The sequence below is a fragment of the Psychrobacter sp. TB15 genome (assembly GCF_000511655.1).
Lineage (GTDB): Bacteria > Pseudomonadota > Gammaproteobacteria > Pseudomonadales > Moraxellaceae > Psychrobacter > Psychrobacter submarinus.
The window spans coordinates 1-24619 of the sequence record NZ_AYXN01000008.1 but is presented as its reverse complement, the minus strand read 5'-3'; the positions used below and the strand labels follow the sequence as shown (position 1 = coordinate 24619).

Genomic DNA, 24619 nt, shown 5'->3' with positions numbered 1-24619 from the left:
TTTAAGACGTGCTTTTAACTCTATTCTGAGCTTTGTCTAGGTATCAGGCTATCGGGTTTTGCGCATAGGCTTTATCGTTAGAATCAGGTAAAATAGCGCCCGTCTTATAGACAGGTTAATTTTGAATTTTTTGATGAGACGACAAGTAATATTGAGGCTAAATAGGGGCAAAGAGTATGACCATTAATGCGGTGCTACTAGCGGTAGTGATTATGCTTGGGCTGTCACTGGCGCGAGTCCATGTGGTACTCAGTTTGCTCATCGGTGCTATAGCGGGCGGCTTGCTCGCCGGTTTAGGTATCACTGCAACTTTAGAAGCCTTTCAAGAAGGTATCCAAAACGGGGCAGGTATTGCCCTCTCTTATGCATTATTAGGTGCTTTTGCGGTAGCGATTGCGCATTCAGGATTGCCGCAGTCTTTGGCAGGGGCAGTCATTAAGCGTATTGATGCGGGCGGTACCAGTCTCATGATTAAGTACACGCTATTTGCAGGCCTAGTGATGATGAGCTGTTTTAGCCAAAACCTCATTCCCATTCACATTGCCTTTATACCGCTGCTCGTGCCGCCGCTATTGCTCGCCTTTAATCGTATGCAGATAGATCGCCGACTTATTGCTTGTCTGATTACCTTTGGCCTTGTCACCACTTATATGTTTATCCCGTATGGCTTTGGTGATATTTATCTCAACCAAATTATGCTCAAAAACGTCGGTGAAGCCGGTATCGATATTAGCGATATCTCCGTCACTAAGGCGATGGCGATTCCGGCACTGGGTATGTTTCTTGGCCTTTTGACTGCGGTGTTTATCAGCTATCGTAAGCCGCGTCAGTATCAGCAATTAACGATAGATAAAGACGCTCGCGATGCTGTAATCGATAAAGAGTCCACTAGCGACGACTTGAGTCAAACTGCCACACGTGTGCCCATGCAAGGCAAACTTAAAACGCTTATCGCGCTAGCGGCTATTGTTACCGCTTTTGTGGTGCAGCTGTATACCGACTCGCTGCTCTTAGGCTCGATGTTTGGTTTTGCGGTATTTATGGCGACGGGTGTGGTCAAATGGCGTGAAGCCGATAGCGTGTTTAACGACGGTATCAAGCTGATGGCGATGATTGGCTTTATTATGATTACCGCGCAAGGTTTTGCAGAAGTGATGAAAGCGACAGGGGAGATTGCGCCGCTGATTGATGGTGCGACTAACCTGTTTGCAGGAAATAAAGCGATCGCTGCCTTTGTCATGCTAGGGATTGGCTTAGTAGTGACCATGGGTATTGGCTCGTCGTTTTCTACTATTCCGATTGTGGCGGCTATCTATGTACCGCTATGTATATCACTAGGATTTTCACCACTAGCAACCGTCGCTATTATTGGTACGGCTGGCGCGTTAGGTGATGCTGGCTCGCCCGCGTCCGACTCGACGCTTGGGCCAACGTCTGGTCTAAACGTTGATGGTCAACATGACCATATCAGAGATAGCGTGGTGCCAACATTTATTCATTACAATATACCGCTACTGGCGTTTGGCTGGATTGCGGCGATGGTGCTTTAATTCATAATCTAAACTTTGGCAATAGATATAAAAAAGGCGAGTGATTTGATAATCATTCGCCTTTTTTGATTTTTTATAAAGGTTTAATTTACATTTTTCAGTCTGCTGTTCGATGTAAGTCATTTTTCACTGTTATTATCACCCTCATCAAAATCCCCAATCTCACCAGTTAAACTAGCCAAAAACTCGTCACTCTGCGCTAGCAGCTCATTTAAACGCGCCTCATTAATAACGCTTGATAGCTCATCAGAACTAAAGTTTTGTTCTTGACTGTAATAAAGCATTTCCCTAGCGTCATCATTACCTAGTGTTTGTAAGTAGCTATCAACCGTATCGGCGCTAGAGGTTTCTAGTTCAGACTCATCAATATGAGTGGGTTTAAACCACATTAAGCCACTTGGCGTAATCAAACCGTCTAACGGCACATCCCATGGTTGACGCGCTAATTGTTCAACCACTTGAAATTCATAACACCAGCCAATTTTTAATGGTTTCTTGACCCCTGAGCGATAGCTTTTGCCAAGCGTCGTATCATAAAAACCACCACCCATGCCCATACGATTGCCTTGTTTATCTACCGCTACCAGTGGACAGATGATGACGTCCAGTTCTGTTGCCCATAATAAATGCCGATGTCGGTTTTGCGGCATCCCTAAACGATGAATATAGGTCGGTACGTTGATAAGTTTTGAGTGATAAATGGGCACAAAGCGCAAGCGTTTATCGTCGTCTCCTTTATTGTCACGACCGAGCGAGCCGACCACTGGCAGATATGCCCGGTAGCCTGAGCGCTGACACCAGTCCAATAGTGGCTGAGTAGGAAGCTCACCAAAGCCATCATAATATAAGCCAATACGCGCACGCGGAGGCAAGCGTTGTTGCAATTTAACCAAGTGCAAACTTGCCATGCGTGCGTATTGTCTGCGCTCACCATCTGTTAGTTGGCGGCGCAGGCGAGTAAACTGACGTCTAGGTGGATTGGTTATCATAATAGTATTTACAGTATTGGTTAAAAAGATATGTGGCGATCAATCACTTTTACTTAGTATCTATTTGTTCAGTGTCTAGTAAGTATAAATACTCGCATCGGCTTGGAGAAATTTATGATAAGCCATGCTATCATAACCTCACTTTACAGCCTATTTTCCTTATGTGCAGCTTTAGTTGCACTTTTTATGATAAACCATTTATTAACTATTAATAAAAGAGGATCGTTATGTCACAAAATCAGGCCACCCGTACCGAAAAAGACACCATGGGCAATGTCGAAGTCCCAGCAGACGCTTATTGGGGCGCGCAAACCCAGCGTAGCCGTGAGAACTTCAAGATTGGCGGTGAGACCTTGCCGCGTCCGATGATTGAAGCGATGGCATTAGTCAAAAAGGCCGCTGCGATTACTAATGCTAGTCTAGAGCGTATTGAAGGCGATAAGCGTGATCTCATCGTACAAGCCGCTGATGAAGTCATCAACGGCGGTCTTACCGATCAGTTTCCATTAGTGGTATGGCAGACCGGTTCTGGTACGCAGTCAAACATGAACATGAACGAAGTGCTTGCTAACCGTGCCAATGAAATCGCAGGCTCTGAGCGTGGCACTTACGCACCGATTCATCCTAACGATCACGTCAATCACGCTCAGTCTACTAATGACAGCTTCCCAACGGCGATTCGTGTCGCTGCTGCGCGTCAGATCAATAGCCTACTTATCCCAGCGGTCAAAGCGCTACGTGATACCTTAGATAAAAAGTCCAAAGAGTTCGATAGTATCGTCAAAATCGGTCGTACGCATTTACAAGACGCTACACCTTTGACCTTAGGTCAAGAGTTCAGCGGTTATGTCAGCCAACTTGACCATGCATTGACTCGCATCGACAACGCACTACAAGGCTTATATGAGTTACCACTCGGCGGCACTGCAGTAGGTACGGGTCTAAACGCCCACCCTGATTATGCGGTAAAATCAGCGGAGCAATTGGCTGAGCTAACAGGCTTGCCATTTGTCACATCCCCAAATAAATTTGAAGCACTAGCGGCGCGTGATGCCGAAGTCTTTGCGTCTGGCGCACTCAAAACCCTAGCAGGTAGCTTAAACAAAATCGCTAACGACGTACGTTGGCTCGCTTCAGGTCCTCGTTGTGGTCTTGGCGAATTGACGATTCCAGAGAACGAGCCAGGCTCTTCTATCATGCCAGGTAAAGTGAACCCAACTCAATCAGAAGCAATGACTATGGTTGTGGCGCAAATCATGGGTAACGATACGACTATCAGCATGGCGGGCGCGTCAGGTAACTTTGAGCTCAACGTTTATAAGCCCGTGATTGCCTTTAACTTACTACAGTCCATCCAATTATTAGGCGATGCGTGCAATAGCTTTAATGACAACTGTGCGGTTGGTATCGAGCCTGTTAAAGAAAAAATCGATGACTTCTTGCATAATTCGCTCATGCTTGTGACCGCATTGAACCGTCATGTCGGTTATGAAAATGCCGCGAAAATCGCTAAGACCGCGTATAAAGAAAACAAAACGCTGAAGCAAGTCGCCGTTGAGCTTGATCTAATGAGTGAAGCGCAGTTCGATGAGTGGGTAACCCCCGCTGATATGGTGCATCCTAAGTAAGCAGTAGACCAAATAATGACCTGCTACGGCGTTAGACTCGCTTAATGTACGATAAGTACCATTTGCACTCGTCTTTCTAGTAGCAGCGTCATATTTGTGCCACTGAGAACCTAGAAATAAAAAGACCTTGTCATGTGGCAAGGTCTTTTTTTGCTGTCACCTTGGCTAAATAGTTATGATGTATAAAGATTATAAATTATACACTCTCTGATATTTTGAATCAGCACAGATTAATTTAAAATTATATATTGCATCAAAATTGAATCTGTTGTATATTTTAATTACTTTCAGTAAGAGGTAAATTGTTATGTCAGATATAAAGAGCATGATTCGCGCTTCGAAAAAAGCGAAAAGTGATTTAGTAGCGACCACAGTGAGAATTCCGAAAGAACTCCAACTCGTGATTGAAGATCTTGCAGAATATCTGTCAGTTTCAAAGCAAGATGTTATGCTTAAACTAATCGAGGAAGGAGTCAAGGTTGCGGAGGAAGCGATTACAGAAGGTGGAATCACCGATGAAAATTCAGCAGACTTCTATGTTTTAAATACTAATAAAAAACATGATTTGAACGATCATAGAGAGATGTTGAGTGAAGGTGTAGCAGCAGCTTTTTACGATCCATGGAAGTTCAATATTAATAAAATAAAGAAAAACGATACAGTATTTTTATATGAAAATGGCGTAGGTATCGTAGCCTATGGAAAAGGCTCAGGCGAGACTCTTAAGAAAGACCACTATGGCGATAAAGATGCATGTCATTATCAGAATCTAGTAGACTTCGTTGTGTTAGAAACACCATTACCAGCATCTAAAATTAAAAACATTCTAGATCGTAACATTGTTTTTCTTCGTACAATGTCTGGTATATCTGATGGTCAAAAAATCTTAGATGAAATTGCTATATAAGATAATTATTAAATGTCTCATTGATAGGCACATTAGTGTTTAAACTGCTTATAGTTAGCTCATAGGTTGGGTGTTGTAAGTTTCACACAATTTACAGGCTACTAACTCTATATTTTTAACCAAAACTAAGGATTTATTATGTTTGTAGATGATGGTCATAGAATACACGACGTCTATCAAATTACTGAAGAGCAGAAAGGCAAAATAAAGGCTTTCCTGCAAGGTGGTGTTTATTGCTGGTGTAAGAATAGAAAAGATGAATGGTTTTCGTTAAGAGATTTGATGGGTGGTGATAATTTTCATTGGCAAGGAACGCCTTTGATTGAACTGTATGAAAAGCATAAAGATAAAGAAGACTCTATAAAATCAGCTGGCATAGATGCAGGTTGGCTATTAAAAGCAGTAATAAATGAAGATCAAAGAATATTCGAAACTAAAAAAAGCGGTTTAATAAACCATTACCGTTGGATTGACAGCAATATTTAAGATTAGAAAGAATGATTATATATAGTCAATCAATATTAAAAGTGGTACAAGGCAGACGAGTGCAAGTACTACAGTAGTAGGCTAAACGAGTCTAACGCTGTAACACTTTAATAGTGGTTCGACTATATTAAGAAAGTGTAGTTATATTACAGTATGTCTTCTAACTTAAAAAAAAGACCTTACCATATTACACAGTAAGATCTTTTTGTTATCAAATATTCAATCTTAATTAAAACTTATAAAGCAAACCAAGCGTCGTCGTAGCATCAGTACGCGAGTCGACCATAGGGCTATCGTATTGCTCATTAGGCAGGTAGCTTAAGCTTTGATTAAAAAAACCTGCCCAGCGCTCGTTGAAATCGTAGTTAGCGCTAACGTTAATATAAGGGTTTAAGCTTGAATTTGATTTATAAGCGGTGACGCCTGTCTCCGCTGACTCTTCTTCACTGACGCCATAGTAGTATTCATTGTAGGCCGCATCATGGTACTCAAAGCCGATGCTTGGATAGACCGTCAGCTTGTTTCTAGTAATTTTGGCAAGGTAGGTTAAACGACCCGTATTGCCGCCACTTTCGTCCAACACATCGGTCGCAAACTGACCACGAAACGCACCGATAGGCGTGCGACGCTGGTAGCTAATACCTGCTTCTGCGGATAGTTTGCGCTCATCGAGACCTTGCAGGGCACCATTAGCATCATCAGGATCAAACGAATTCCCTGCGAGCTGCGCGTAAGCAGAGAGCTGATTGACACCATCATTGATCAAATACGCACCCGCTTGAGCACCGCGCGCATAGATCCTATTATTGTCATAAAACACGCCCGGTAACACACGCATTTCAGTGCTGTCTTCGAGATCATAGGCGGATTTTACCGCCATGGCATTGACCCCAACGCTCAATTCGGCGTCTTTGTCAGTCGGTAGGTTTTTATTAAGAAAAGGGATGGCACTAGACATGCTAGACACACTGAGTAATGCCGTAGCGGTTAATGTGCTCAGCATGGCTCGCGTAGAGAAGTGAGGTTGCGCTGCAAGTTTTGACATAATTGGGTCTCGTAAGTGAGTATAAATAACGGGGTAGTAAGGTCAGGTAAAAAACGAGCAAAAAGCGAATAATTAGTCTAAATAACTCGGCTGTTATTGGTAGTTATTTAGCAATGATAGATAAGTATGAGCATTTACTCAATGGCTTTTAGCACTTGTAGGATTTGCTGATGAATATCTTGCCACCACCACAAGAAACCAATGACAATAACGAGCATGACTAGCCAAGGCAGTAGTCGCCAGATCAGGCTCACGTCAACAGACTCTGGCGCAAATTTCTTGGGATCAATATAAGTGGGGTAGCTATTAATATAGCCACCACTTTGGTCGAAATCGGCAGTATCCGCGGTGTTGTTTAAGTCTACAGGGGTTTGGCTATTATTATCAGCAAATATATTGGTAAGCGGCGGATTATCGCGCTGATTATCGCGTAAGCTCGTTTGATAGCTTGGCTGATGATTGCTTGCATAGCTCGCTTGAACCGCGTTTTGATAAGCTTGCTGAGCTTGCGCCATAGCTGCTTGCTGTGCCAGCTCTCGCTTACGATAAGCGAGAGCAATAGGCAAGGCGATAAGCAAGCCAGTAATCGCGCCGCCGATATGTCCGGCGTTATCGATACCCGGCACTGCAAAGCCGTAGACTAAGTTGATGCCCATGATGATGACTAAGCTTTTTAGATTGAGCACCATGCCATTGACTGACATCTTAAAAAATGCCGCGACGAGTAAAGCCGCACCGATGCCCATAATTCCGCCAGACGCGCCAGCCGACAGTCCAGGCTGACCGCTACCGTCTATGATCGCTTGCCAAGTCACATAGTTATTGAGGACGTTACCGCCGACCACTGCGAGCAAGAATAGCGCCAAGAATTTAACGGAGCCAAACATCGGCTCAGCGATTTGACCAAAAAAATACATCGCAAAGCTATTAAATAATAAATGCATCAAGCCAATATGCAAAAAGCCGCTAGTGACTAAGCGCCAAGGGTCATCGCCCATGGTATAGGGTAGAGCGTTTGCGCCCCAATTCAATAACTGCTCAGTAGAAGGGTTATTGGCATCGACACCTGTGAGCAGTTGTATGATAAATAGCCCAATAAAACTGATAAGTAATACAGTGGTGATAGGCGCGGTGGCGAATAGCTGCTTAATAGTCATAAATGCCGTTATTTATTAACAGTAGGGCGTGTTGAACATTCGCAAATAGGCACTGCTGATCGCTAAAATTGTTCCAGACAAGGCACAAAGCGACGATAATGCAGATGCCTTAGCGAGATTTGTAACGCAGTATGGGGCAATTTTAGCATCAGCCCTCACGACAACAACAGGGACAGGACTCTTTTTTGCCGCTTCATCGTTAAAAATAAGCGCTTAGAATGACTAAACTTATTATTTTTAACATCGAATCGCCTAAAAAATAGTCGCTGTCAGTGCCATGGTCGAATGTTCAACACGCCCTAATTAAAGAGTAGCAGTATAAAGGTTTGCGTGGCTACAACAAACAATCCGTATGTCTATAGCCATCTTAAATACTCAAGAGTTTAAGCTACGCTTTGCTTTGTATAGCTTTGAACTTAGTATAGCTTTGAACCTACAAAATAATACTACCAGCGCATCGGCGCAAGATAAGGTAAAGCGGATTTGAGCTGCTCATAAGTACCATTGACTAAGATGTCGTCAGTGACTTTATTGATATCAGTATGACCACAGAACGCCATGCTGACATCGCACTCTTTGTAGATTAGCTCCAATGCGCGGCGCACGCCGTCTTCACCATAAGCGCCCAGTCCATACAGAAACGCACGTCCGATCATCGTACCATTTGCGCCTAATGCTATTGCTTTAAGCACATCTTGCCCTGATCTGATACCACTATCGAGCCAAATCTCAATCTGGCTATTCTCAGCTCTCACCGCTTGCACGATATCGCTTAGCGCGGCGATAGAGGAGGGTGCGCCATCGAGCTGACGACCGCCATGGTTAGAGACGACTAGAGCATCAGCGCCACTACGCGCAGCTAATATTGCATCTTCAGGCTCCATGATACCTTTGATAATTAGCTTGCCACCCCATTGATCCTTGATACGCGCCACATCATCCCAGCTCAGGCCAGGATCGAATTGCTCCGCCGTCCACGACGATAAGGAGGAAAGATCCTCAACGTTTTTGGCATGACCGACGATATTACCAAAGGTTCGTCTTTTGGTGCCGAGCATATTTAAGCACCATTCAGGCTTTGTCATCAGATTAAGTATATTAGCTAACGTAGGCTTCGGCGGTGCAGAAAGACCGTTTTTGATATCTTTATGACGCTGGCCGAGCACTTGTAGATCGGCGGTTAATATCAGCGCTGAGCAGTTGGCGTCTTTTGCGCGTCGTATCAAATTGGCCATAAACTCTTGATCACGCATCACATACAGCTGAAACCAAAACGGCGCATTAGTATTCTGTGCGACATCTTCTATTGAGCAAATACTCATAGTCGACAGCGAAAACGGTACGCCAAACTTCTCAGCGGCGCGCGCAGCATGAATCTCACCATCCGCCCACATCATACCCGTGAAGCCAGTAGGTGCAATGGCGACAGGCATGTTGACTTTTTCACCGATCATTGTGGTTGCCAGTGAGCGATTTTCCATATCGACGAGTACGCGTTGACGCAGCTTAATACGATCAAAATCGGTTTCGTTATTCCGATAGGTGGTTTGCGTCCACGAGCCTGAATCGACATAATCATAAAACATACGCGGCACTTTACGCTCAGCAACGCGGCGCAGATCTTCGATTTCGGTGATTTTAGTTAAGTCTTTCATGGCAGTTCCTTATGCTGACAAACGTTATGAGATGTTGATTAGGGTATTTAGACTAGCAGTTGCTGCAAATCCAGCACTGAAAAAGGATAGTTCAAGCGCTGGGTTGGCGTGAGTACCACCGGAATAGTGGTAGCAAAGTGCATCATTAACGGCTCATTGAAATCGCTGATGTCTATGTAATGATAATTGATAGGCTGTACCGCGGCTAACTGATTCATTAGACTCTCAGCGACATCACACAAATGACAGCCTGTGGTACCGAGCAGCCATGTTTGCTGATGGATATCATCATGAGCAAGCTTAGGTGACGCGGCTATTATGCTTCTTCTGAGCGCTGCGATGGTTTCGTGATTAGCGCCATTATCTGTTTGATGATTTGGTAGGTTGTCATTAGGCATAGTTATACTCATCCTTGATCCATCTTTACAATTATCATATCTTTATAAGCACCGTATACTTTGGGTCTTACTTTAAGCTTGCTTACGCCTTTAATGTTATAAGATAGAGGATAATCATATCATATCATAGAGAAATCCTATCTATAATAATAGTAGCCGTGACAGCGATTGTGAGATTGGGTAAGATAGCTTGCTCGCCGACAGTTTAGATTGCAGCAGCAAACGAATATTTTGAATGATCATTTTGAGCTTTTTAGTTTTGCTACATTTTATAACGCTTCATCCTTACTTATTTGGATATATTGCGCATGACAAGTTTTGCTAGTTTTTTTAAACGCTTATTAGGAGCAATTATACTGATAATCGTTGCTTTTCATATCCTAGTTGCAGCATTGCTACTGGTGTGGAAGAGCCAGCCTATTAACAATAGTATGTTTATGCTGACCCATCGTCTGACCGGCGGCGAGGTCACCCAAGAGTGGGTAGAATATGATCAAATCGCCAAGTCCGCCAAGCAAGCCGCTATTGCTAGTGAAGACTCGACTTTCAGTCAGCATAATGGCTTCGACATTAAAGGCATAAAAGAGGCGCAAAAGAAAAATGAAGCGTCAGGAAAAACGACAGCTGGCGGCTCAACCATCACTCAGCAATTAGCCAAAAATCTATTTTTGACCTCACACCGCTCTTACGTACGTAAAGCGGAGGAAGCGATTATCACGGTGATGATTGAGATGATTTGGGATAAGCCGCGCATTCTGACCGCTTATCTAAACGTCGCTGAGTTCGGTAATGGAATCTATGGTATCGAAGCCGCCGCTCGGCACTATTATGGTAAAACTGCCGCCGATCTCAACCGTGATGAGTCAGCACTGCTCATTAGTATGCTGACTAACCCCAAGTATTATCAAGACAATCAGGGCAATAAGCGGCTGCGTAATAAACAGCGTATTATCAAAAAGCGGATGAACAATGCGGTGTTGCCACAAGCTGCATAGCCACTATTCAAGTCTTAATAGCTCCAAGCACGAGGCTATAACATAAGGTTGTAGTACAAGGCTAATTTTTGACACTAATGTGAGTGCGCTGTCGTATTTTTAATCACAATAAGGAGTAGTGAGATGGCTGATAATCCCAACAAGGCAAAAATCACCGATAATGGCACTGATAAAAATCAAGGTGCGTCACTCAGCCATGAGCGCTTAAACAGCCATGAGCGCTTAAACAGCCACGAGCGCTTAACTAATAGTAGCCTTACCCAAATCGACTGGCAGCGTTTTGACGATGGCAGCTACTCATCGAGCAGTTACATTCATCGGGATCTATCTTTATTGCAGTTCAATCTGCGCGTCTTAGCACAAGCAGCCAGCCCTCGTCATCCGCTTCTTGAGCGGCTGTTCTTTTTGATTATATTTTCTTCAAATATGGACGAGTTTTTTGAGATTCGCGTGGCAGGCATCATGCAAAAGCTCAATATAGGCGATGTGCCTAGTAGCCCGCATGGGATGCGCCCAAGTGAAGTGCTTAAAGAGATATCAGCGGTGGCGCACGAGGCTATCGATGAGCAGTATCGTATTTTAAACCAAGATATCTTGCCAGCGCTTGCCAAAGAAGATATTCGCTACTTGCGCCGTGATGAGCTAAATGCCGAGCAGTCGGCGTGGATGAAGCGTTACTTTATCGAGCAAGTCTCGCCAGTGCTGACGCCAATTAGTATTGATCCGGCGCACCCGTTCCCGCGCCTGGTCAATAAGAGCCTGAATTTTATCGCCACTTTAGAGGGCAAGGATGCTTTTGGCCGCGATATCAATTTAGCGATTGTACCGGCGCCGCGTAGCCTGCCGCGGGTGATTCGTCTGCCTAATGAGCTGACGGGCGGCAAAGAGCATCACATCATGCTCTCAGCGGTAATCCATGAGCATGTGGGTGAGCTCTTCCCCGGCATGAATGTCACTGGCTGCCATCAGTTCCGTCTGACTCGAAACGCTGATTTGGACTTAGCGGATGATGTCGACGATATTGCCAAAGCACTAGAGGGCGAGCTTGAAAACCGCCGTTTTGGTGACAAAGTACGCCTTGAGGTTACCACCGACTGCCCAACGCCTATCAGCGATTATCTGCTTGAAGAGTTTGAGCTGCATGATAACCAGCTATACCGAGTCAACGGCCCAGTCAACTTAACGCGGCTGTTATTTGACTTTAATATTCCCAAACTGCGTTATCAGTCCTTTACCCATATCGTCCCTAAGCCGTTCCGCCGTGAGTTCGATAAGCTCGATCGTTCCACGAGTATGTTTGGCGCGATGCGTAAAGGCGATGTGCTCGTCCATCATCCTTTTCATGCCTTCTCGCCGATTGTCAATCTGCTATGGCAAGCAGCAAGCGATCCAAAAGTGCTGGCGATTAAGCAAACCTTGTACCGCTCAGGCACCAACTCTGAGATTGTCCAAGCGCTAGCGGCCGCCGCGCGTAATGGCAAGGAAGTGACAGCGGTGATTGAGCTGCGCGCGCGTTTCGATGAAGCCTCTAATATCGCAGTTGCAAACTTCTTACAAGAGGCAGGCGCGGTCGTCGTCTACGGTATCGTCGGCTACAAGACCCATGCCAAGCTGATGCTTATCGTGCGCCGCGAAGACGACCGCATTCGCCGTTATGTGCATCTTGGTACGGGTAACTATCATGCTGCCAACGCCAAAGTCTATACCGATTATGGGCTGTTCACCGCTGATGATGATATCTCAGAAGATGTGCACAAAATCTTCCAAGAGCTAACGGGGATGGGGAAGCCTGCCACCCTCAAAAAGCTGCTACACGCGCCTTTTACCTTGCACGATAACTTGATGAGCTTCATTGACGATGAGATCGCTCATGCCAAAGCCGGTAAGCGCGCGCATATGATTATCAAAGTCAATGCCTTAACCGAGCGGCGACTGATTGCCAAGCTCTACGACGCCTCGCAAGCTGGAGTCAAGATTGAGCTTATTCTGCGCTCAATCTGCTGTCTGCGCCCGCAAGTCAAAGGGCTGTCTGAAAATATCACCGTGCGCTCTGTCGTCGGACGCTTCTTGGAGCATACACGCATCTATTATTTCCATAATGGCGGCGATGAGCGCATGTATTTAGGCAGTGCTGATTGGATGGATCGTAACCTGTTCCACCGTGTTGAAGTGGCCTTTCCTATTGAAGATAAAAAACTATTCGCGCAAATCTATCAAGACGGTCTGCAAAATTACCTAAAAGATAATGTACAAGCTTGGACGTTAGCAGGGGACGGGCGTTGGCAGCAGTTGAGTCCAGTTAATGACGCCTTGCCACACGTTGCGCAAAATCATTTACTCAGTGTCATTAACCACGTCGATGAATAAACAATAATCATCGTATTCTACTATTAGAGGTTACAAACTGTCTTGTAACCTCACATTTATTCACATATTGATACGGCAGTGCACTAGCGTATGGTTTATGCTTTTTTCTATACTTGAAAGTACAGTAATCAAAAGTACAACTTATCTATCATCTAATTATAAGAATAGGAATAATACTATGAGTAACGCTAGTGATAATAAATCTGATGTTCAGCAAGCTGCTAATACAGCCAATGCCGACAAAATCGAAAAAAACTTACAACAAGATAATGATTCAAAAAAGCCTGAAGACTTAGCAGAAAACGAAAAGACACCCTTTATAGATGAACAAACCCGTACTGACAAATAGTGCGCCGCTAAAAAAGCAAAAGATCATCAGAACAATCAATAGAGGGATATATTATGGTTAATAAATCGACAATTACGGACAATAAAACACGAACTCGTGTGGATGATATGAGGCCGAATGATGAAGAGGTCGTGCCAATTGACGATCCGGCAGATGCCAAACGGGAGAATCCAACCAATAGCTATGAAGGCCGCAAGCATGAGCCAAAGATAGATGGCCCTGAACAAGTCTCTCAAGAGACTGACGAGGTCTATGCTGACCCGCGTCGAGAAGAGAATCTTCCAGCAGGTGGTAAGAATGTCGCTGATCTTAATGCGCACGATCTAAGTCAAGACAATAACCAAATTTAATTTATACTCGCTTGTCTTATATAGATAGCTGTATAGAAGGTTTTTACCTTACTTATTTAAACGACGTCCACATCTATAATTACAACAAAGGATGAAACCATGCAAACTAAAGATCCAGCTTTAACTAAGACACCTATTAGTAGCCATGACGCTATAAGTGAAATGGTCGAAAATACAAATGGCAACAAAGATCCTAAATATTCTGAGCGCGAGCAGCGCCACATTGATGAGACAGTGAGTGCTAGTGACAGAGTAGATGGCGTTGCTACTGTTAGAGATGATGCTAATGTGCCTCATGAAGGTTCCGTAGAAAACCACGAGGATATTGAGCGCAATACCACTGTTAATAAAGGTACAGATACCTTCGAAGACGACATTGTAGACTCAGAGCATGTCAATGACGGTGATAACCCAGCGCGTCAACCGGATCGCCGTGACCAACAAGGCAGTAGCCCCTTTGATGGTAATGTTAACGACCAAACTGTAAAAAGCGCAGAGCCTAAGAGCGAAGAGATCAATGATTTAAACCGTTACGCCAGTATCGACAACGCGCAAACGCGTATTTTAAATCCTGATGAAAAAGATTAAATCTCGCATCAGTAAGATTTGAGCATATTCTTAAGTTGAGCAGTTAAGTAATTAAATGGCTCATTTATTTGAATTGAGGATATGCTCTAGCACTAGGGTTTAAAATAAATGATTGAAAAGGATTATTCATGAAAAATAATAGAGAAGACTATAAGTTAAAAGACGCGGATGACAATGAAGGTATCGTGCCCGATGATGCGCTACAAAAGGTAAATCCAGCTGCTGCTGAGCAAGCCTCAGACGATCATGATCCGCATAATATTGCCAAAGATCATAAGCAACACGATACTAGCATTACTGAAACCAAAGATTAGTAAGTAAAACTAGAAACAGAAGTATAAATAATTACTGAAAAAGCAGCGCCTTACTGTCTCCTAAAAGACAGTAAGGCGCTGCTTTTTTTATGGGGAATCAATCAGTGGCATTAAGCCATGTACTAGGGCGTATCCCTAATTCAAGCGTTTATGACTAAATGGGCTAAAAATGGCTAAATCTTTGGCAAACGGTGTCAAATAGCTGGTCAATATCTTGATATTACCTGCGCTATTTTCCTTGTTTGCCTGCGATTTATCTCATTTTTATCACCATTTTTGAAATAGGGACACGCCCTAGAATTATTGTTAGCTAAACCATGAATTAAACAGGTACGCCGCTATGAAAGCGTAGCTCATTATCAGGACTGGTAATAAGCTCAGCTTCTACCGCTCTAAAAAAAGCCACACGTTCATCGATATTCTCAGCCGCTAGCGACTGCGCTAACTGTAGATAATCTTCAAAATGACGACTCTCTGATTTTAGTAAATAACGGTAGTATTTAGCCAAGCGCTCATCATCTATTACATTGCTTAGTGCCGCAAAACGCTCACATGAGCGCGCTTCTATAAAAGCGCCAATGATGAGTACATCAACCATAGCTGCAGGCTCAAAAGTGCGCTTGTGTTTTAGCAAGCCTTTGGCATAACGGCCTGCGCCTAGATGTTGCCACGCTTGACCACGCTCTTTCATAATCCCTAATACTTGCTCGTAGTGCAGCATCTCTTCCCGGACTAATTGAGCAAGCTTGCATTGTAAGTCATGGGAGAATTCATAGCGAAACATCAGATTCTTTGCGGTTCCCGCCGCTTTTTTTTCGCAGTTCGCATGGTCTTGGATAATGATGGGTAAGTTATTGACCGCCGCATTTATCCAATCCCGTGTCGTTCGCCCTGCCAAAAACGTATAAATCGCTGATAGATCGACATTTGAAGGTGAAGTCTGAGCTAAAGTTTGACCGACAGCAGCCCGTTCATTTGGTTTTTTATTTTCGCTTATTGCTTTGATTTTGATATCAGTCATAGTCTAATCAGGTAAAGTGGACAATTTGGTAAATTTTATCATTGAGCGCTTTGCTCAGCCGAAATGATTACTTACAGTTTAATCATACTCGTAAGTCATCAGTACCCTAGCGCTTCCTTGTACGAGTTAAACAAGCCGTGGTAAAGGCTATCATATTTATACAAGGCGACTATTTATCTACTAAATAGCGCGTTCTTGTTAATTTCTTGATTTGATAGTAGGATAATCTTTGATTTTAGAATCATTATGTCATAGATTATTTTAGCATGAGCCTATCATTCATATAAGAACATTGATTATAAGACTTCTAAATGCTTGTTCGCTATAAAGGTATAACGATAATCTCAGTTAAGCACCCTTTATTGCTCAAGCGCCTCCCTAAACTTATTACAAGGATATCATTATGAGTCAGGATTTAAACGCCAATCGCATCCAAAAAGGCAGCCTTGCTATCGATAAGCAGATGTATGACTTTATCGAAAACGAAGTACTGCCAAAAGTAGGCGTCGATTCAGAGAGCTACTGGTCAGGGTTTGAAAAGGTAGTCAAAGAGTTCACTCCGCGTAATAAAGCCCTGCTTGCGACTCGTGATGAGATGCAAAAGCAGATTGATCAATGGCATCTAGATAACCCTACTAATAGCGGCGAAGTCGACTTTGCAAAGTATAAGCAATTCTTACAAGAGATTGGCTACTTATTGCCAGAAGGCGAGGACTTTCAAGTCTCAACTGAGAATGTCGATGAAGAAATCGCTCATATCGCAGGGCCACAGTTAGTCGTACCGGTGCGTAACGCTCGCTATGCTTTGAACGCGACTAACGCTCGTTGGGGTAGCTTGTACGATGCGCTTTATGGTACAGATGTTATCAGTGATGAGAACGGTCAAGAGGCTAAAGGCGGCTATAATCCTACTCGCGGCGCCGCTGTCGTGGCTTATGCCAAGCAATTCTTAGATGAAAACTTTGCGCTTGCATCCGGCTCTTACACTGAGGTTACTGGTTTTGAAGTGGTCGATGGTAAGCTACAAATCACTCAAGGCGATAATAGCACTGAGCTTAAAGATGCAGAGCAATTTGCAGGTTACATGGGAGAGGCAAGCAGTCCAACAGCGGTGCTACTCAAGAACAATAATCTGCACGCCGAGATTCAAATCGATAAAGACAGCCCAATCGGTAAAGACGATGCAGCAGGTATCAAAGATGTGCTACTCGAATCGGCTATCACTGCCATTCAAGATGGCGAAGACTCTATCGCCGCAGTCGATGCTGAAGAAAAAGTCGAAGTGTACCGTAACTGGTTTGGCCTAATGAACGGCGATCTGCAAGAGACTTTTGAGAAAGGCGGTAAGACTCGCACTCGTCAGCAAAACCCAGACCGCGTTTATACTGCGCCAGATGGTAGCGAGCTAGTCCTGCCAGGCCGCGCTTTGCTACTACTACGTAACGTCGGACACTTAATGCAAAACCCAGCTATCTTGGTTGATTTGGGCGAGGGGCAAGAAGAGATCTTTGAGGGCATTATGGACGCTCTAGTGACGCCATTACTGAGCCTAAATGACCTAAAAGGCAAGACTAAGCTGTCAAACTCACGCAAAGGCTCTATGTATATCGTTAAGCCAAAAATGCACGGCCCTGATGAAGTGAAGATGGCCAATGACTTATTTAATGCCTCTGAGGACTTATTAGGTCTTGAGCGTAATACCTTAAAGATCGGTATCATGGACGAAGAGCGCCGCATGACGGTCAATCTAAAGAACGCTATTCGTCAAGCTAAAGAGCGCGTCATCTTCATTAATACCGGCTTCTTGGATCGTACCGGCGATGAGATGCACACCAGTATGAATGCAGGGCCATTCGTACGTAAAGGCGAGATGAAGTCGCAAGCATGGCAGCCAGCTTACGAGCAGTGGAACGTCGATGTCGGTCTTGAGGTAGGTCTGCAAGGCCGCGCTCAGATCGGTAAAGGCATGTGGGCTAAGCCTGATGAGATGAAAGAGATGATGGAGACCAAGGCAGCGCATCCGCAGTCAGGCGCTAGCACGGCTTGGGTACCGTCACCAACGGGTGCAACCTTACATGCCATGCATTATCATCAAGTCAACGTAAAAGACGTACAAGACAAGCTAAAATCGCGTAGCCGCGCTGATGTCGATGATATCTTGACCATTCCTTTGACCAGTGAGGCCAATTGGAGCGAAGAAGAGAAGCGCCAAGAGCTTGAGAACAACGCTCAAGGCATCTTGGGCTATGTCGTGCGCTGGGTGAACCAAGGTGTTGGTTGCTCAAAGGTGCCAGATATCAATGACGTTGGCCTAATGGAAGATCGTGCGACTCTACGTATCTCAAGCCAGCACATCACCAACTGGCTACATCATAATGTAGTAAGCGAAGAGCAAGTCATGGAAACCATGAAGCGTATGGCAAAAGTCGTCGATGAGCAAAACGCGGGCGATCCTAGTTACCAAAATATGGCACCTGATTTCGATAACTCTTATGCGTTCCAAGCGGCTTGTGATCTAGTATTTAAAGGTCGCGAGCAGCCTAGTGGTTACACTGAGCCACTACTGCATCAAGCGCGCCGTGATCTAAAAGCTAGCAGCGCTTGCTAAGTAAGCGGCTCAAAGCTGTCATATAAGGTTTTAGTCTATTATCTTATATGACGCGTTATTAGCCCTCCTATTCGCTCTAGAAGACGGATAGGGGTGTTATACCTATAATTATAAATTGCTAGTACAAGCACTCCTATTAAGACGATAGGGGTGCTTTTTTATGGTTAACATATCTCTTAAGACACGGCTTTGAGCTACCTTCTAATCCTTATGAAAGACTAACTAGGATCAAGAAGTTTATTTCCGTGAATAGTGAAATAAAAAGTGAAAGAATTAGGACTAAATGTCAAAAAAAATGTTGCAAATTATGTCAAAGTTGTTATGCTTGTACTCGAAGTATGAGTTTGGTAACGGATGTTACGCAGTAGGACGCATAAGACTTAAGTTTACATGGTAGTTACATTACAAGTTACGTAAATGCTTTCTATATGTAAGTTAGGGTTTTTTCATATTACGGTAATAAAACTTCGCCATACTTGTTTCTGACTAATCTCGGTAGCCAGTTACACATTATATCTTTGAGGATTTGTGACGATACCATTTTGGGCACCGGCTAATAATAGCTCGCTCATTACTAAAATTGTAAAGTGGAGATACCCCCATGAAAAAACTACTTTTAGCTACAGCCGTTGCTGCTCTATCTGTATCTGCAGCACAGGCAGCACCTACCGTTTATGGTAAAGTATTCGTTACTACTGATTACGTTAATGCTGAAATTGATGGTCAGAATATGGATAATAATAACAGAATTAATGAAGACAACGGTTCATTACAAGTTAATTCTAAGCTTTCACGTTTAGGCTTCAGAGGCTCTGAAGCGATAACGGCCAACACTGACGTAATTTACCAATTAGAGTACGGCGTTCAAGTTGATGATAGTGGTAGCGATAACATTGGCTTCAAAAGTCGTGATACTTATTTAGGTTTAAAAAATAAAGACTTCGGTGAATTCCGCTTTGGTCGTAACTACACAGTCATTGACTATATCAATAACGTATCAGTTAATGAAGGTTATTGGGATAATCTTGGCTCTAGTACTCTGAACAACAACGACAGCTTTGCTAATATTTTGACCCCGACCGTTGGTAACCGTATCAATAATTCAATCGTTTGGAAAGCGCCTAAATACAATGACCTACCATTAGCGCTTGCGCTGATGTATGGTGCTGATGAAGACTTTATATCTGATAGCAATGATCGTGACGCAGGCTATGGTGCCTCATTGATGTTTGATCCAGGTACAGGCATTACCGCTGGTATTGCTTATGAGCAAGACATGAGTGTTAGTGGTGATATTATCCGTGGCAGTGCTAGCGTCGATTTAGGTAAATATATCGCAGCTCCTGTAAAGTTAGGCGTTCTATATCAAGAAGCTGACTATGCCGGTACTACTACTGCAACAGAGGACGGTTTAGTGGTGAGTGCTGAAATGGGTCTTTCGAATTTTGCCCGTCCAGCCTCTGTTTATATTCAGTATGACAAAACCGACAATATCAGTGGTCTTGAGAATAATGACTCAAATCAAGTCGTTGTAGGTGGCAAATATGCGTTTAAAAATAATATGATCGCTCATGCCTATGCTGGTCTAAATTCAGCGGAATTAAACAATGGTCGTTTTGGTTCGAGAGACGAAGACGGCAATGTTAATGAAATCGACTTACGTGGTGATATTGATGTACTCGCTATCGGTGGCGGTCTAGAATACTTATTCTAATCTAAACATTAGAAACGTATTATAAAAAACTCATCCTTCGGGGTGAGTTTTTTTGTTTTGTAATCAATACTGTGTCTTGAACAACAGCGTGTCTTAAATAACAGAATCCGTAAAATTAATAATAACATTTGTGTAAATTTTGGTTTTTTCACCTTACTGTAATATTTGGTTGGTAAAGTTGTGTCTAAGTAATGCTTCTAGCTCATATATATAAATGTTCTATAGGGTAGTCACCCTGCCATTATATATATCGGCCAATCTTAGCCAATTTATCACTCAAATCGTAAAGTGGAGATACCCCATGAAAAAACTACTTTTAGCGACAGCAATCGCCGCCCTATCTGTATCTGCAGCCAACGCCGCCCCAACTGTTTATGGTAAAGCATTCTTAGCAGCTGACTATGTTAACGCTGAATTCGATGGCCCTGCTGGCAACATGTATGATGAAGACACAATAGAAATCAATTCTCATTCTTCACGTATCGGTTTTAAAGGCTCTGAAGCCATTACTGCCAATACTGATGTGATTTACCAACTAGAGTATGGCACAAGCATTGATGGTGATAGCAATGGCTTTAAAAACCGCGATACATTCCTAGGTGTAAACAACAAGCAATTTGGTGAGTTCCGTGTTGGTAAAAACCAATCATCATTAGATCGTATCAATAACGTTGCTACTGCTGATGGCGGCTACTGGAATTACCTAGGTAGTAAAGCTAGTAAAGATAATATGGTAGAAAGTGGTCGTATTGATAACTCAATGATCTGGACTGCTCCTAAGTATCAAGGTCTTCCATTACAGTTGTCAGCAATGTATGCTGCTGATGAAGATGACAATAGTGGTGATGGTTTTGGTGTTGCTGCTATGTTTGACCAAGGTACTGGCTTCACCGCTGGTGTTGCTTATGATAAAGACTTAAACCTTGGTAATGGTGGCTATAATCAAACTGGTGATATTATCCGTGGTACTGCTACTGTAGATTTGTCTAAGTTTGCTGCTGTTCCAGTAATATTAGGTGCTTTATACCAAGTAGCTGACTTTGATTTTGCTGATAGCGAAAAAGAGAAAGGTTTTGTTCTAAGCGCGGCTATGGGTTTACAGAATTTTGCTAAACCAGCTACTGTTTACGCTCAGTATAACAACACTTCAAACCTACGTGGTTTTGATGGTATAGATTCTGATCAAATCGTTGTTGGTGGCAAATACTTCTACCAACCAAATATGATCGTGCATGCATATGCGGGTCAAAATGATAGTGATCGTGATGTTAGATTTGACGGCGTTCGTGGCGATACTAAAACACTAGCTATCGGTACTGGTCTAGAATACAAATTCTAATCTAAACATTAGAAAACGTATTATAAAAAACTCATCCTTCGGGGTGAGTTTTTTTGTTGTGACCTTTTTAAAGCCGCAGTGGGTTATAATAGCTACGTATTTACGATGATTACGCACTTATGACAATTAAGCGTTAAAAACTGAGTGTTTTAAAGAGTTTGCGCTTTTGCCCTATATTTTGTAGCGTATTTTTAGTAAAATCCTTCTTTACCAATTACCGACAGAGTACTATGACCAAGTTTATATTTGTGACCGGTGGGGTAGTGTCCTCACTAGGAAAAGGTATTACCGCAGCCTCTCTTGCCGCAGTCCTTGAAGCACGTGGCGTGAGCGTGACGATGACCAAAATGGATCCGTATATCAACGTCGATCCAGGTACGATGAGTCCGTTCCAGCATGGCGAAGTGTTCGTCACCGAAGATGGCGCTGAGACCGATTTGGACTTGGGCTATTATGAGCGCTTCTTACGCCACTCTAAGATGAGTAAGAGCAACAACTTTACCAGTGGCCGTATCTATCAGAACGTTTTGAATAAAGAGCGCCGCGGTGAATATTTGGGCGGTACGGTACAGGTGATTCCGCATATCACTGATGAAATCAAAAGTAAAATCCTTGCCAGTGGCCAAGGCTACGACATCGCTATTATCGAAATTGGCGGTACGGTCGGTGATATCGAGTCACTTCCCTTTATGGAAGCGGTACGCCAAATGCAAGTAGAGCTAGGTCGCAATCGCGCCATGCTGATGCACTTAACGCTGGTGCCTTATATCGCCAGTGCGGGCGAAACCAAAACCAAGCCTACTCAGCATTCAGTAAAAGAGCTACGTTCTATCGGTCTGCAGCCAGATATCTTGATCTGCCGCTCTGACCACCATATCTCACAAGACAATCGCCGTAAGATTGCACTATTTACCAACGTCGAAGAGCGTGCGGTGATCATGTGTGAAGATGCGCAAAGTATTTATCAAATACCGCGTACCTTGCATGAGCAAGATCTTGATGATTTAATCTGTGAGCGCTTTGGTCTTGATGTACCAGAAGCAGATCTTAGCGATTGGGACAAAGTGGTCGAAGCACAGCTCAACCCAGAGTCGACAGTCACTGTCGCTATGGTTGGCAAATATGTCGAGCTACCTGATGCTTATAAGTCTATCAACGAAGCGTTATTGCACGCTGGCTTTACCCATCAGGTGTCTGTCGACATCGACTATATTGATGCTGAACGTCTAGAAACAGATGACAGCCTGTTTGCGCGCTTAAAGCAAGCCGATGCTATCTTGGTTCCAGGTGGTTTTGGTGAGCGTGGCACAGTCGGTAAGCTAAAAGCCGTCACCTATGCGCGTGAAAACAACGTACCGTACTTGGGTATTTGCTTAGGTATGCAGCTGGCAGTCATTGAATATGCCCGTAACGTGCTAAAAATCGATGCCAATTCATCTGAATTTGACCGCAAAAGCGCGGAGCCTATCATTGGTCTGATTACCGAATGGTTGGATGAGCGCGGCGAGCTACAGATTCGTAGCGATGATTCAGATCTTGGCGGCACCATGCGCCTTGGCGCGCAGCAAGCAGAGTTGGTTGCGGGCAGCAAGCTGAGCCAAATTTATGGCGCAACACGTATCAGCGAGCGTCATCGTCATCGTTATGAAATGAACAACCGCTATATTGAGCCGCTTGAGCAAAATGGTATGAAAATCTCAGGCTACTCTGCCAAGCAGCATTTGGTTGAGTCAGTCGAGATCAGTGAGCATCCTTGGTTTATCGCGGTACAGTTCCACCCAGAATTTACTAGCTCGCCACGCGGTGGCCACCCGCTGTTTAATAGCTTTGTGAATGCTGCGAATAAATATAGCAGTGCAAAGTAGCGGTAAGTAGACTTCGTACACTGTATGAGCTTGAATAAAAGATCAATCTTCGGATTGGTCTTTTTTTATCACCAACGCTGTAAAACCATGTCCTTCTAGGGCATGGATGTAAGGCGTCAACCGTTGTCACCTAAGATGACATCTACCTTGTCAACTCTGCTTATTGAGATCATAATCATTCTATGAAAACGCTCAAACTACGCACCAAAGACAAACATGCCAAGCAGCTCAATATCTTAGCTGGTGCGGTCAACTTTGTCTGGAATTACGTCAATGAGCTTAGTTTTAAACATCTTAAGCGCACAGGCAAATTCTTTTCAGCCTATGACTTGGCCACGTACACCAAAGGGGCTAGTGAATACCTAAATCTGCACAGTCAAACCTTGCAAGCGATCAGTGAGGTTCACGCTAAATCCCGTAAACAGTTTAAAAAAGCCAAACTCAACTGGCGTACTAATAATCCAAAAGCCAAGAGAAGAAGCTTGGGCTGGATTCCGTTTAAAAAGACTGCCATTAAGCACTTAGCAACCCGTCAATCAGGCAAGAAAAGCCTTAAGTCCACTATCCAACTAAGCCTCGCTAAGGGTAAAAAACTCACAATAGATCTATGGGACAGCTATAATCTAGCCCTGTACAGCATCAATACTCTGGAGCTAGTGCAAGACAATCGCGGCCACTGGTATGCCTGTATCACCGTTAAAGACTTTCCTAAGGTTAAAGGTGGTGATGGTAAGGTTGGTGTTGATTTAGGGTGTAAGGATGCTGCTACCAGCAGCCAAGGCGACAAGCTAACCATTAAGCAAACCCAGAAATGGGCTAAAAAACTTACCATTGCTCAAAGAGCAAACCATAAAAAGCGCGTAAAAGCCATTCACGCCAAGATAAAAAACACTCGTCAAGACTTAATTCACAAGTTTACCACCAGTCTGATTAAGGACAACGCCTTGATAGTGGTCGGTAAACTTCAATCAAGCTCATTTACTTCAAGCAAACTAGCTAAGTCTGTCTATGACGCAGGATGGTTTGAGATGAAGCGACAACTGGATTATAAATGCAAGTATGCAGGTTGTCACTATATCGAAGTTAATGAAAGTTACACCACCCAGACTTGTTCGTGTTGCGGCTCACGCCAAAACAGTCCGAAAGGTAGAGCAGATCTTGGAATAAGAGAATGGATATGCGAGTGCGGTGTCACTCATGACCGCGATATTAACGCGGCCAAAAACATTCTTGCGGTCGGGCTTGACCGTCTTGTAGAAGGAATCCCCTCCGTTTAGGGAGGGGAGGAAGTCAA

The 24619-nt window shown here is 43.8% G+C and carries 21 protein-coding genes; 15 read left to right on the top strand and 6 right to left on the bottom strand.

Annotated features, from left to right (window positions below):
* The first annotated feature begins 176 nt into the window (after positions 1 to 176).
* Positions 177 to 1550, top strand: coding sequence for a Na+/H+ antiporter family protein (locus W234_RS0101245; protein WP_025643975.1), 1374 nt, complete (start codon positions 177 to 179; stop codon positions 1548 to 1550).
* A 119-nt stretch (positions 1551 to 1669) separates the two neighbouring features.
* Here W234_RS0101245 and W234_RS13575 read toward each other — a convergent pair whose 3' ends face one another.
* Complete coding sequence (locus W234_RS13575) at positions 1670 to 2539, bottom strand: 5-formyltetrahydrofolate cyclo-ligase (RefSeq protein ID WP_025643973.1); 870 nt, start codon at positions 2537 to 2539, stop codon at positions 1670 to 1672.
* 227 nt (positions 2540 to 2766) lie between these two features.
* Between W234_RS13575 and fumC the strand changes: the two genes are divergently transcribed.
* From fumC to W234_RS0101225, 3 genes are all read left to right on the top strand, one after another.
* Positions 2767 to 4167, top strand: a complete 1401-nt coding sequence (gene fumC, locus W234_RS0101235; RefSeq protein WP_025643971.1) for a class II fumarate hydratase — start codon at positions 2767 to 2769, stop codon at positions 4165 to 4167.
* Between the two features lie 307 nt (positions 4168 to 4474).
* Positions 4475 to 5074 (top strand): hypothetical protein, encoded by a 600-nt coding sequence (locus W234_RS0101230; protein ID WP_025643969.1) that lies wholly within the window; start codon positions 4475 to 4477, stop codon positions 5072 to 5074.
* Between the two features lie 138 nt (positions 5075 to 5212).
* Complete coding sequence (locus W234_RS0101225; RefSeq protein WP_025643967.1) at positions 5213 to 5560, top strand: hypothetical protein; 348 nt, start codon at positions 5213 to 5215, stop codon at positions 5558 to 5560.
* Between the two features lie 229 nt (positions 5561 to 5789).
* On the opposite strand, the gene W234_RS0101220 is transcribed toward W234_RS0101225, so the two are convergent.
* The 4 genes from W234_RS0101220 to W234_RS0101200 form a co-directional block, all read right to left on the bottom strand.
* Positions 5790 to 6605 carry a MipA/OmpV family protein gene (locus W234_RS0101220; RefSeq protein WP_025643966.1) on the bottom strand — a complete coding sequence of 272 codons (816 nt, stop codon included), beginning with the start codon at positions 6603 to 6605 and terminating at the stop codon, positions 5790 to 5792.
* A 134-nt stretch (positions 6606 to 6739) separates the two neighbouring features.
* Complete coding sequence (locus tag W234_RS13570; RefSeq protein ID WP_037058600.1) at positions 6740 to 7762, bottom strand: rhomboid family intramembrane serine protease; 1023 nt, start codon at positions 7760 to 7762, stop codon at positions 6740 to 6742.
* Positions 7763 to 8208: 446 nt separating this feature from the next.
* Positions 8209 to 9417 carry an alpha-hydroxy acid oxidase gene (locus tag W234_RS0101205; protein ID WP_025643964.1) on the bottom strand — a complete coding sequence of 403 codons (1209 nt, stop codon included), beginning with the start codon at positions 9415 to 9417 and terminating at the stop codon, positions 8209 to 8211.
* A 47-nt stretch (positions 9418 to 9464) separates the two neighbouring features.
* Positions 9465 to 9827, bottom strand: coding sequence for a glutaredoxin family protein (locus W234_RS0101200; protein ID WP_227501956.1), 363 nt, complete (start codon positions 9825 to 9827; stop codon positions 9465 to 9467).
* A 296-nt stretch (positions 9828 to 10123) separates the two neighbouring features.
* Here W234_RS0101200 and mtgA point away from each other — a divergent pair, with 296 nt between their 5' ends.
* The 6 genes from mtgA to W234_RS0101170 all read left to right on the top strand — a co-directional run bounded on the left by mtgA (position 10124) and on the right by W234_RS0101170 (position 14778).
* Complete coding sequence (gene mtgA / locus W234_RS0101195) at positions 10124 to 10810, top strand: monofunctional biosynthetic peptidoglycan transglycosylase (protein ID WP_025643960.1); 687 nt, start codon at positions 10124 to 10126, stop codon at positions 10808 to 10810.
* A gap of 123 nt (positions 10811 to 10933) precedes the next feature.
* Positions 10934 to 13177 (top strand): polyphosphate kinase 1, encoded by a 2244-nt coding sequence (gene ppk1, locus W234_RS0101190; protein WP_025643953.1) that lies wholly within the window; start codon positions 10934 to 10936, stop codon positions 13175 to 13177.
* A 178-nt stretch (positions 13178 to 13355) separates the two neighbouring features.
* Positions 13356 to 13526: a hypothetical protein gene (locus W234_RS14620; RefSeq protein ID WP_198013370.1), complete on the top strand. Its 171-nt coding sequence runs from the start codon at positions 13356 to 13358 to the stop codon at positions 13524 to 13526.
* A 53-nt stretch (positions 13527 to 13579) separates the two neighbouring features.
* Complete coding sequence (locus tag W234_RS0101180) at positions 13580 to 13876, top strand: hypothetical protein (RefSeq protein WP_025643951.1); 297 nt, start codon at positions 13580 to 13582, stop codon at positions 13874 to 13876.
* Positions 13877 to 13975: 99 nt separating this feature from the next.
* On the top strand, positions 13976 to 14464 hold the full coding sequence (locus W234_RS0101175) for a hypothetical protein (RefSeq protein ID WP_025643949.1): 489 nt from the start codon (positions 13976 to 13978) through the stop codon (positions 14462 to 14464).
* A 128-nt stretch (positions 14465 to 14592) separates the two neighbouring features.
* Positions 14593 to 14778, top strand: coding sequence for a hypothetical protein (locus W234_RS0101170; RefSeq protein WP_025643947.1), 186 nt, complete (start codon positions 14593 to 14595; stop codon positions 14776 to 14778).
* A gap of 322 nt (positions 14779 to 15100) precedes the next feature.
* On the opposite strand, the gene W234_RS0101165 is transcribed toward W234_RS0101170, so the two are convergent.
* Entirely contained in the window at positions 15101 to 15799 is a 699-nt protein-coding gene (locus tag W234_RS0101165; RefSeq protein WP_025643945.1) for a tRNA-(ms[2]io[6]A)-hydroxylase, read from the bottom strand.
* 403 nt (positions 15800 to 16202) lie between these two features.
* Between W234_RS0101165 and W234_RS0101160 the strand changes: the two genes are divergently transcribed.
* The 5 genes from W234_RS0101160 to W234_RS0101140 all read left to right on the top strand — a co-directional run bounded on the left by W234_RS0101160 (position 16203) and on the right by W234_RS0101140 (position 24602).
* Positions 16203 to 18407, top strand: coding sequence for a malate synthase G (locus tag W234_RS0101160; RefSeq protein ID WP_025643943.1), 2205 nt, complete (start codon positions 16203 to 16205; stop codon positions 18405 to 18407).
* A gap of 601 nt (positions 18408 to 19008) precedes the next feature.
* Positions 19009 to 20121 carry a porin gene (locus W234_RS0101155; RefSeq protein WP_025643941.1) on the top strand — a complete coding sequence of 371 codons (1113 nt, stop codon included), beginning with the start codon at positions 19009 to 19011 and terminating at the stop codon, positions 20119 to 20121.
* 301 nt (positions 20122 to 20422) lie between these two features.
* Entirely contained in the window at positions 20423 to 21460 is a 1038-nt protein-coding gene (locus W234_RS0101150) for a porin (protein WP_025643939.1), read from the top strand.
* A gap of 230 nt (positions 21461 to 21690) precedes the next feature.
* Entirely contained in the window at positions 21691 to 23325 is a 1635-nt protein-coding gene (locus W234_RS0101145; RefSeq protein ID WP_025643937.1) for a CTP synthase, read from the top strand.
* A gap of 182 nt (positions 23326 to 23507) precedes the next feature.
* On the top strand, positions 23508 to 24602 hold the full coding sequence (locus W234_RS0101140; protein WP_025643888.1) for an RNA-guided endonuclease InsQ/TnpB family protein: 1095 nt from the start codon (positions 23508 to 23510) through the stop codon (positions 24600 to 24602).
* Positions 24603 to 24619 lie beyond the last annotated feature (17 nt).

Excerpts from the sequence above, each read along its gene's own strand:
- W234_RS0101230 (WP_025643969.1), top strand. The coding sequence starts at position 4,475 with ATGTCAGATATAAAGAGCATGATTCGCGCTTCGAAAAAAGCGAAAAGT.
- ppk1 (WP_025643953.1), top strand. The coding sequence starts at position 10,934 with ATGGCTGATAATCCCAACAAGGCAAAAATCACCGATAATGGCACTGAT.
- W234_RS0101180 (WP_025643951.1), top strand. The coding sequence starts at position 13,580 with ATGGTTAATAAATCGACAATTACGGACAATAAAACACGAACTCGTGTG.
- W234_RS13575 (WP_025643973.1), bottom strand. The coding sequence starts at position 2,539 with ATGATAACCAATCCACCTAGACGTCAGTTTACTCGCCTGCGCCGCCAA.
- W234_RS0101205 (WP_025643964.1), bottom strand. The coding sequence starts at position 9,417 with ATGAAAGACTTAACTAAAATCACCGAAATCGAAGATCTGCGCCGCGTT.
- W234_RS0101220 (WP_025643966.1), bottom strand. The coding sequence starts at position 6,605 with ATGTCAAAACTTGCAGCGCAACCTCACTTCTCTACGCGAGCCATGCTG.
- W234_RS13570 (WP_037058600.1), bottom strand. The coding sequence starts at position 7,762 with ATGACTATTAAGCAGCTATTCGCCACCGCGCCTATCACCACTGTATTA.
- W234_RS0101150 (WP_025643939.1), top strand. The coding sequence starts at position 20,423 with ATGAAAAAACTACTTTTAGCGACAGCAATCGCCGCCCTATCTGTATCT.
- W234_RS0101200 (WP_227501956.1), bottom strand. The coding sequence starts at position 9,827 with ATGAGTATAACTATGCCTAATGACAACCTACCAAATCATCAAACAGAT.
- W234_RS0101170 (WP_025643947.1), top strand. The coding sequence starts at position 14,593 with ATGAAAAATAATAGAGAAGACTATAAGTTAAAAGACGCGGATGACAAT.
- mtgA (WP_025643960.1), top strand. The coding sequence starts at position 10,124 with ATGACAAGTTTTGCTAGTTTTTTTAAACGCTTATTAGGAGCAATTATA.
- W234_RS0101140 (WP_025643888.1), top strand. The coding sequence starts at position 23,508 with ATGAAAACGCTCAAACTACGCACCAAAGACAAACATGCCAAGCAGCTC.
- W234_RS0101245 (WP_025643975.1), top strand. The coding sequence starts at position 177 with ATGACCATTAATGCGGTGCTACTAGCGGTAGTGATTATGCTTGGGCTG.
- W234_RS0101155 (WP_025643941.1), top strand. The coding sequence starts at position 19,009 with ATGAAAAAACTACTTTTAGCTACAGCCGTTGCTGCTCTATCTGTATCT.
- W234_RS0101160 (WP_025643943.1), top strand. The coding sequence starts at position 16,203 with ATGAGTCAGGATTTAAACGCCAATCGCATCCAAAAAGGCAGCCTTGCT.
- W234_RS0101165 (WP_025643945.1), bottom strand. The coding sequence starts at position 15,799 with ATGACTGATATCAAAATCAAAGCAATAAGCGAAAATAAAAAACCAAAT.
- W234_RS0101145 (WP_025643937.1), top strand. The coding sequence starts at position 21,691 with ATGACCAAGTTTATATTTGTGACCGGTGGGGTAGTGTCCTCACTAGGA.
- W234_RS0101225 (WP_025643967.1), top strand. The coding sequence starts at position 5,213 with ATGTTTGTAGATGATGGTCATAGAATACACGACGTCTATCAAATTACT.
- W234_RS14620 (WP_198013370.1), top strand. The coding sequence starts at position 13,356 with ATGAGTAACGCTAGTGATAATAAATCTGATGTTCAGCAAGCTGCTAAT.
- W234_RS0101175 (WP_025643949.1), top strand. The coding sequence starts at position 13,976 with ATGCAAACTAAAGATCCAGCTTTAACTAAGACACCTATTAGTAGCCAT.
- fumC (WP_025643971.1), top strand. The coding sequence starts at position 2,767 with ATGTCACAAAATCAGGCCACCCGTACCGAAAAAGACACCATGGGCAAT.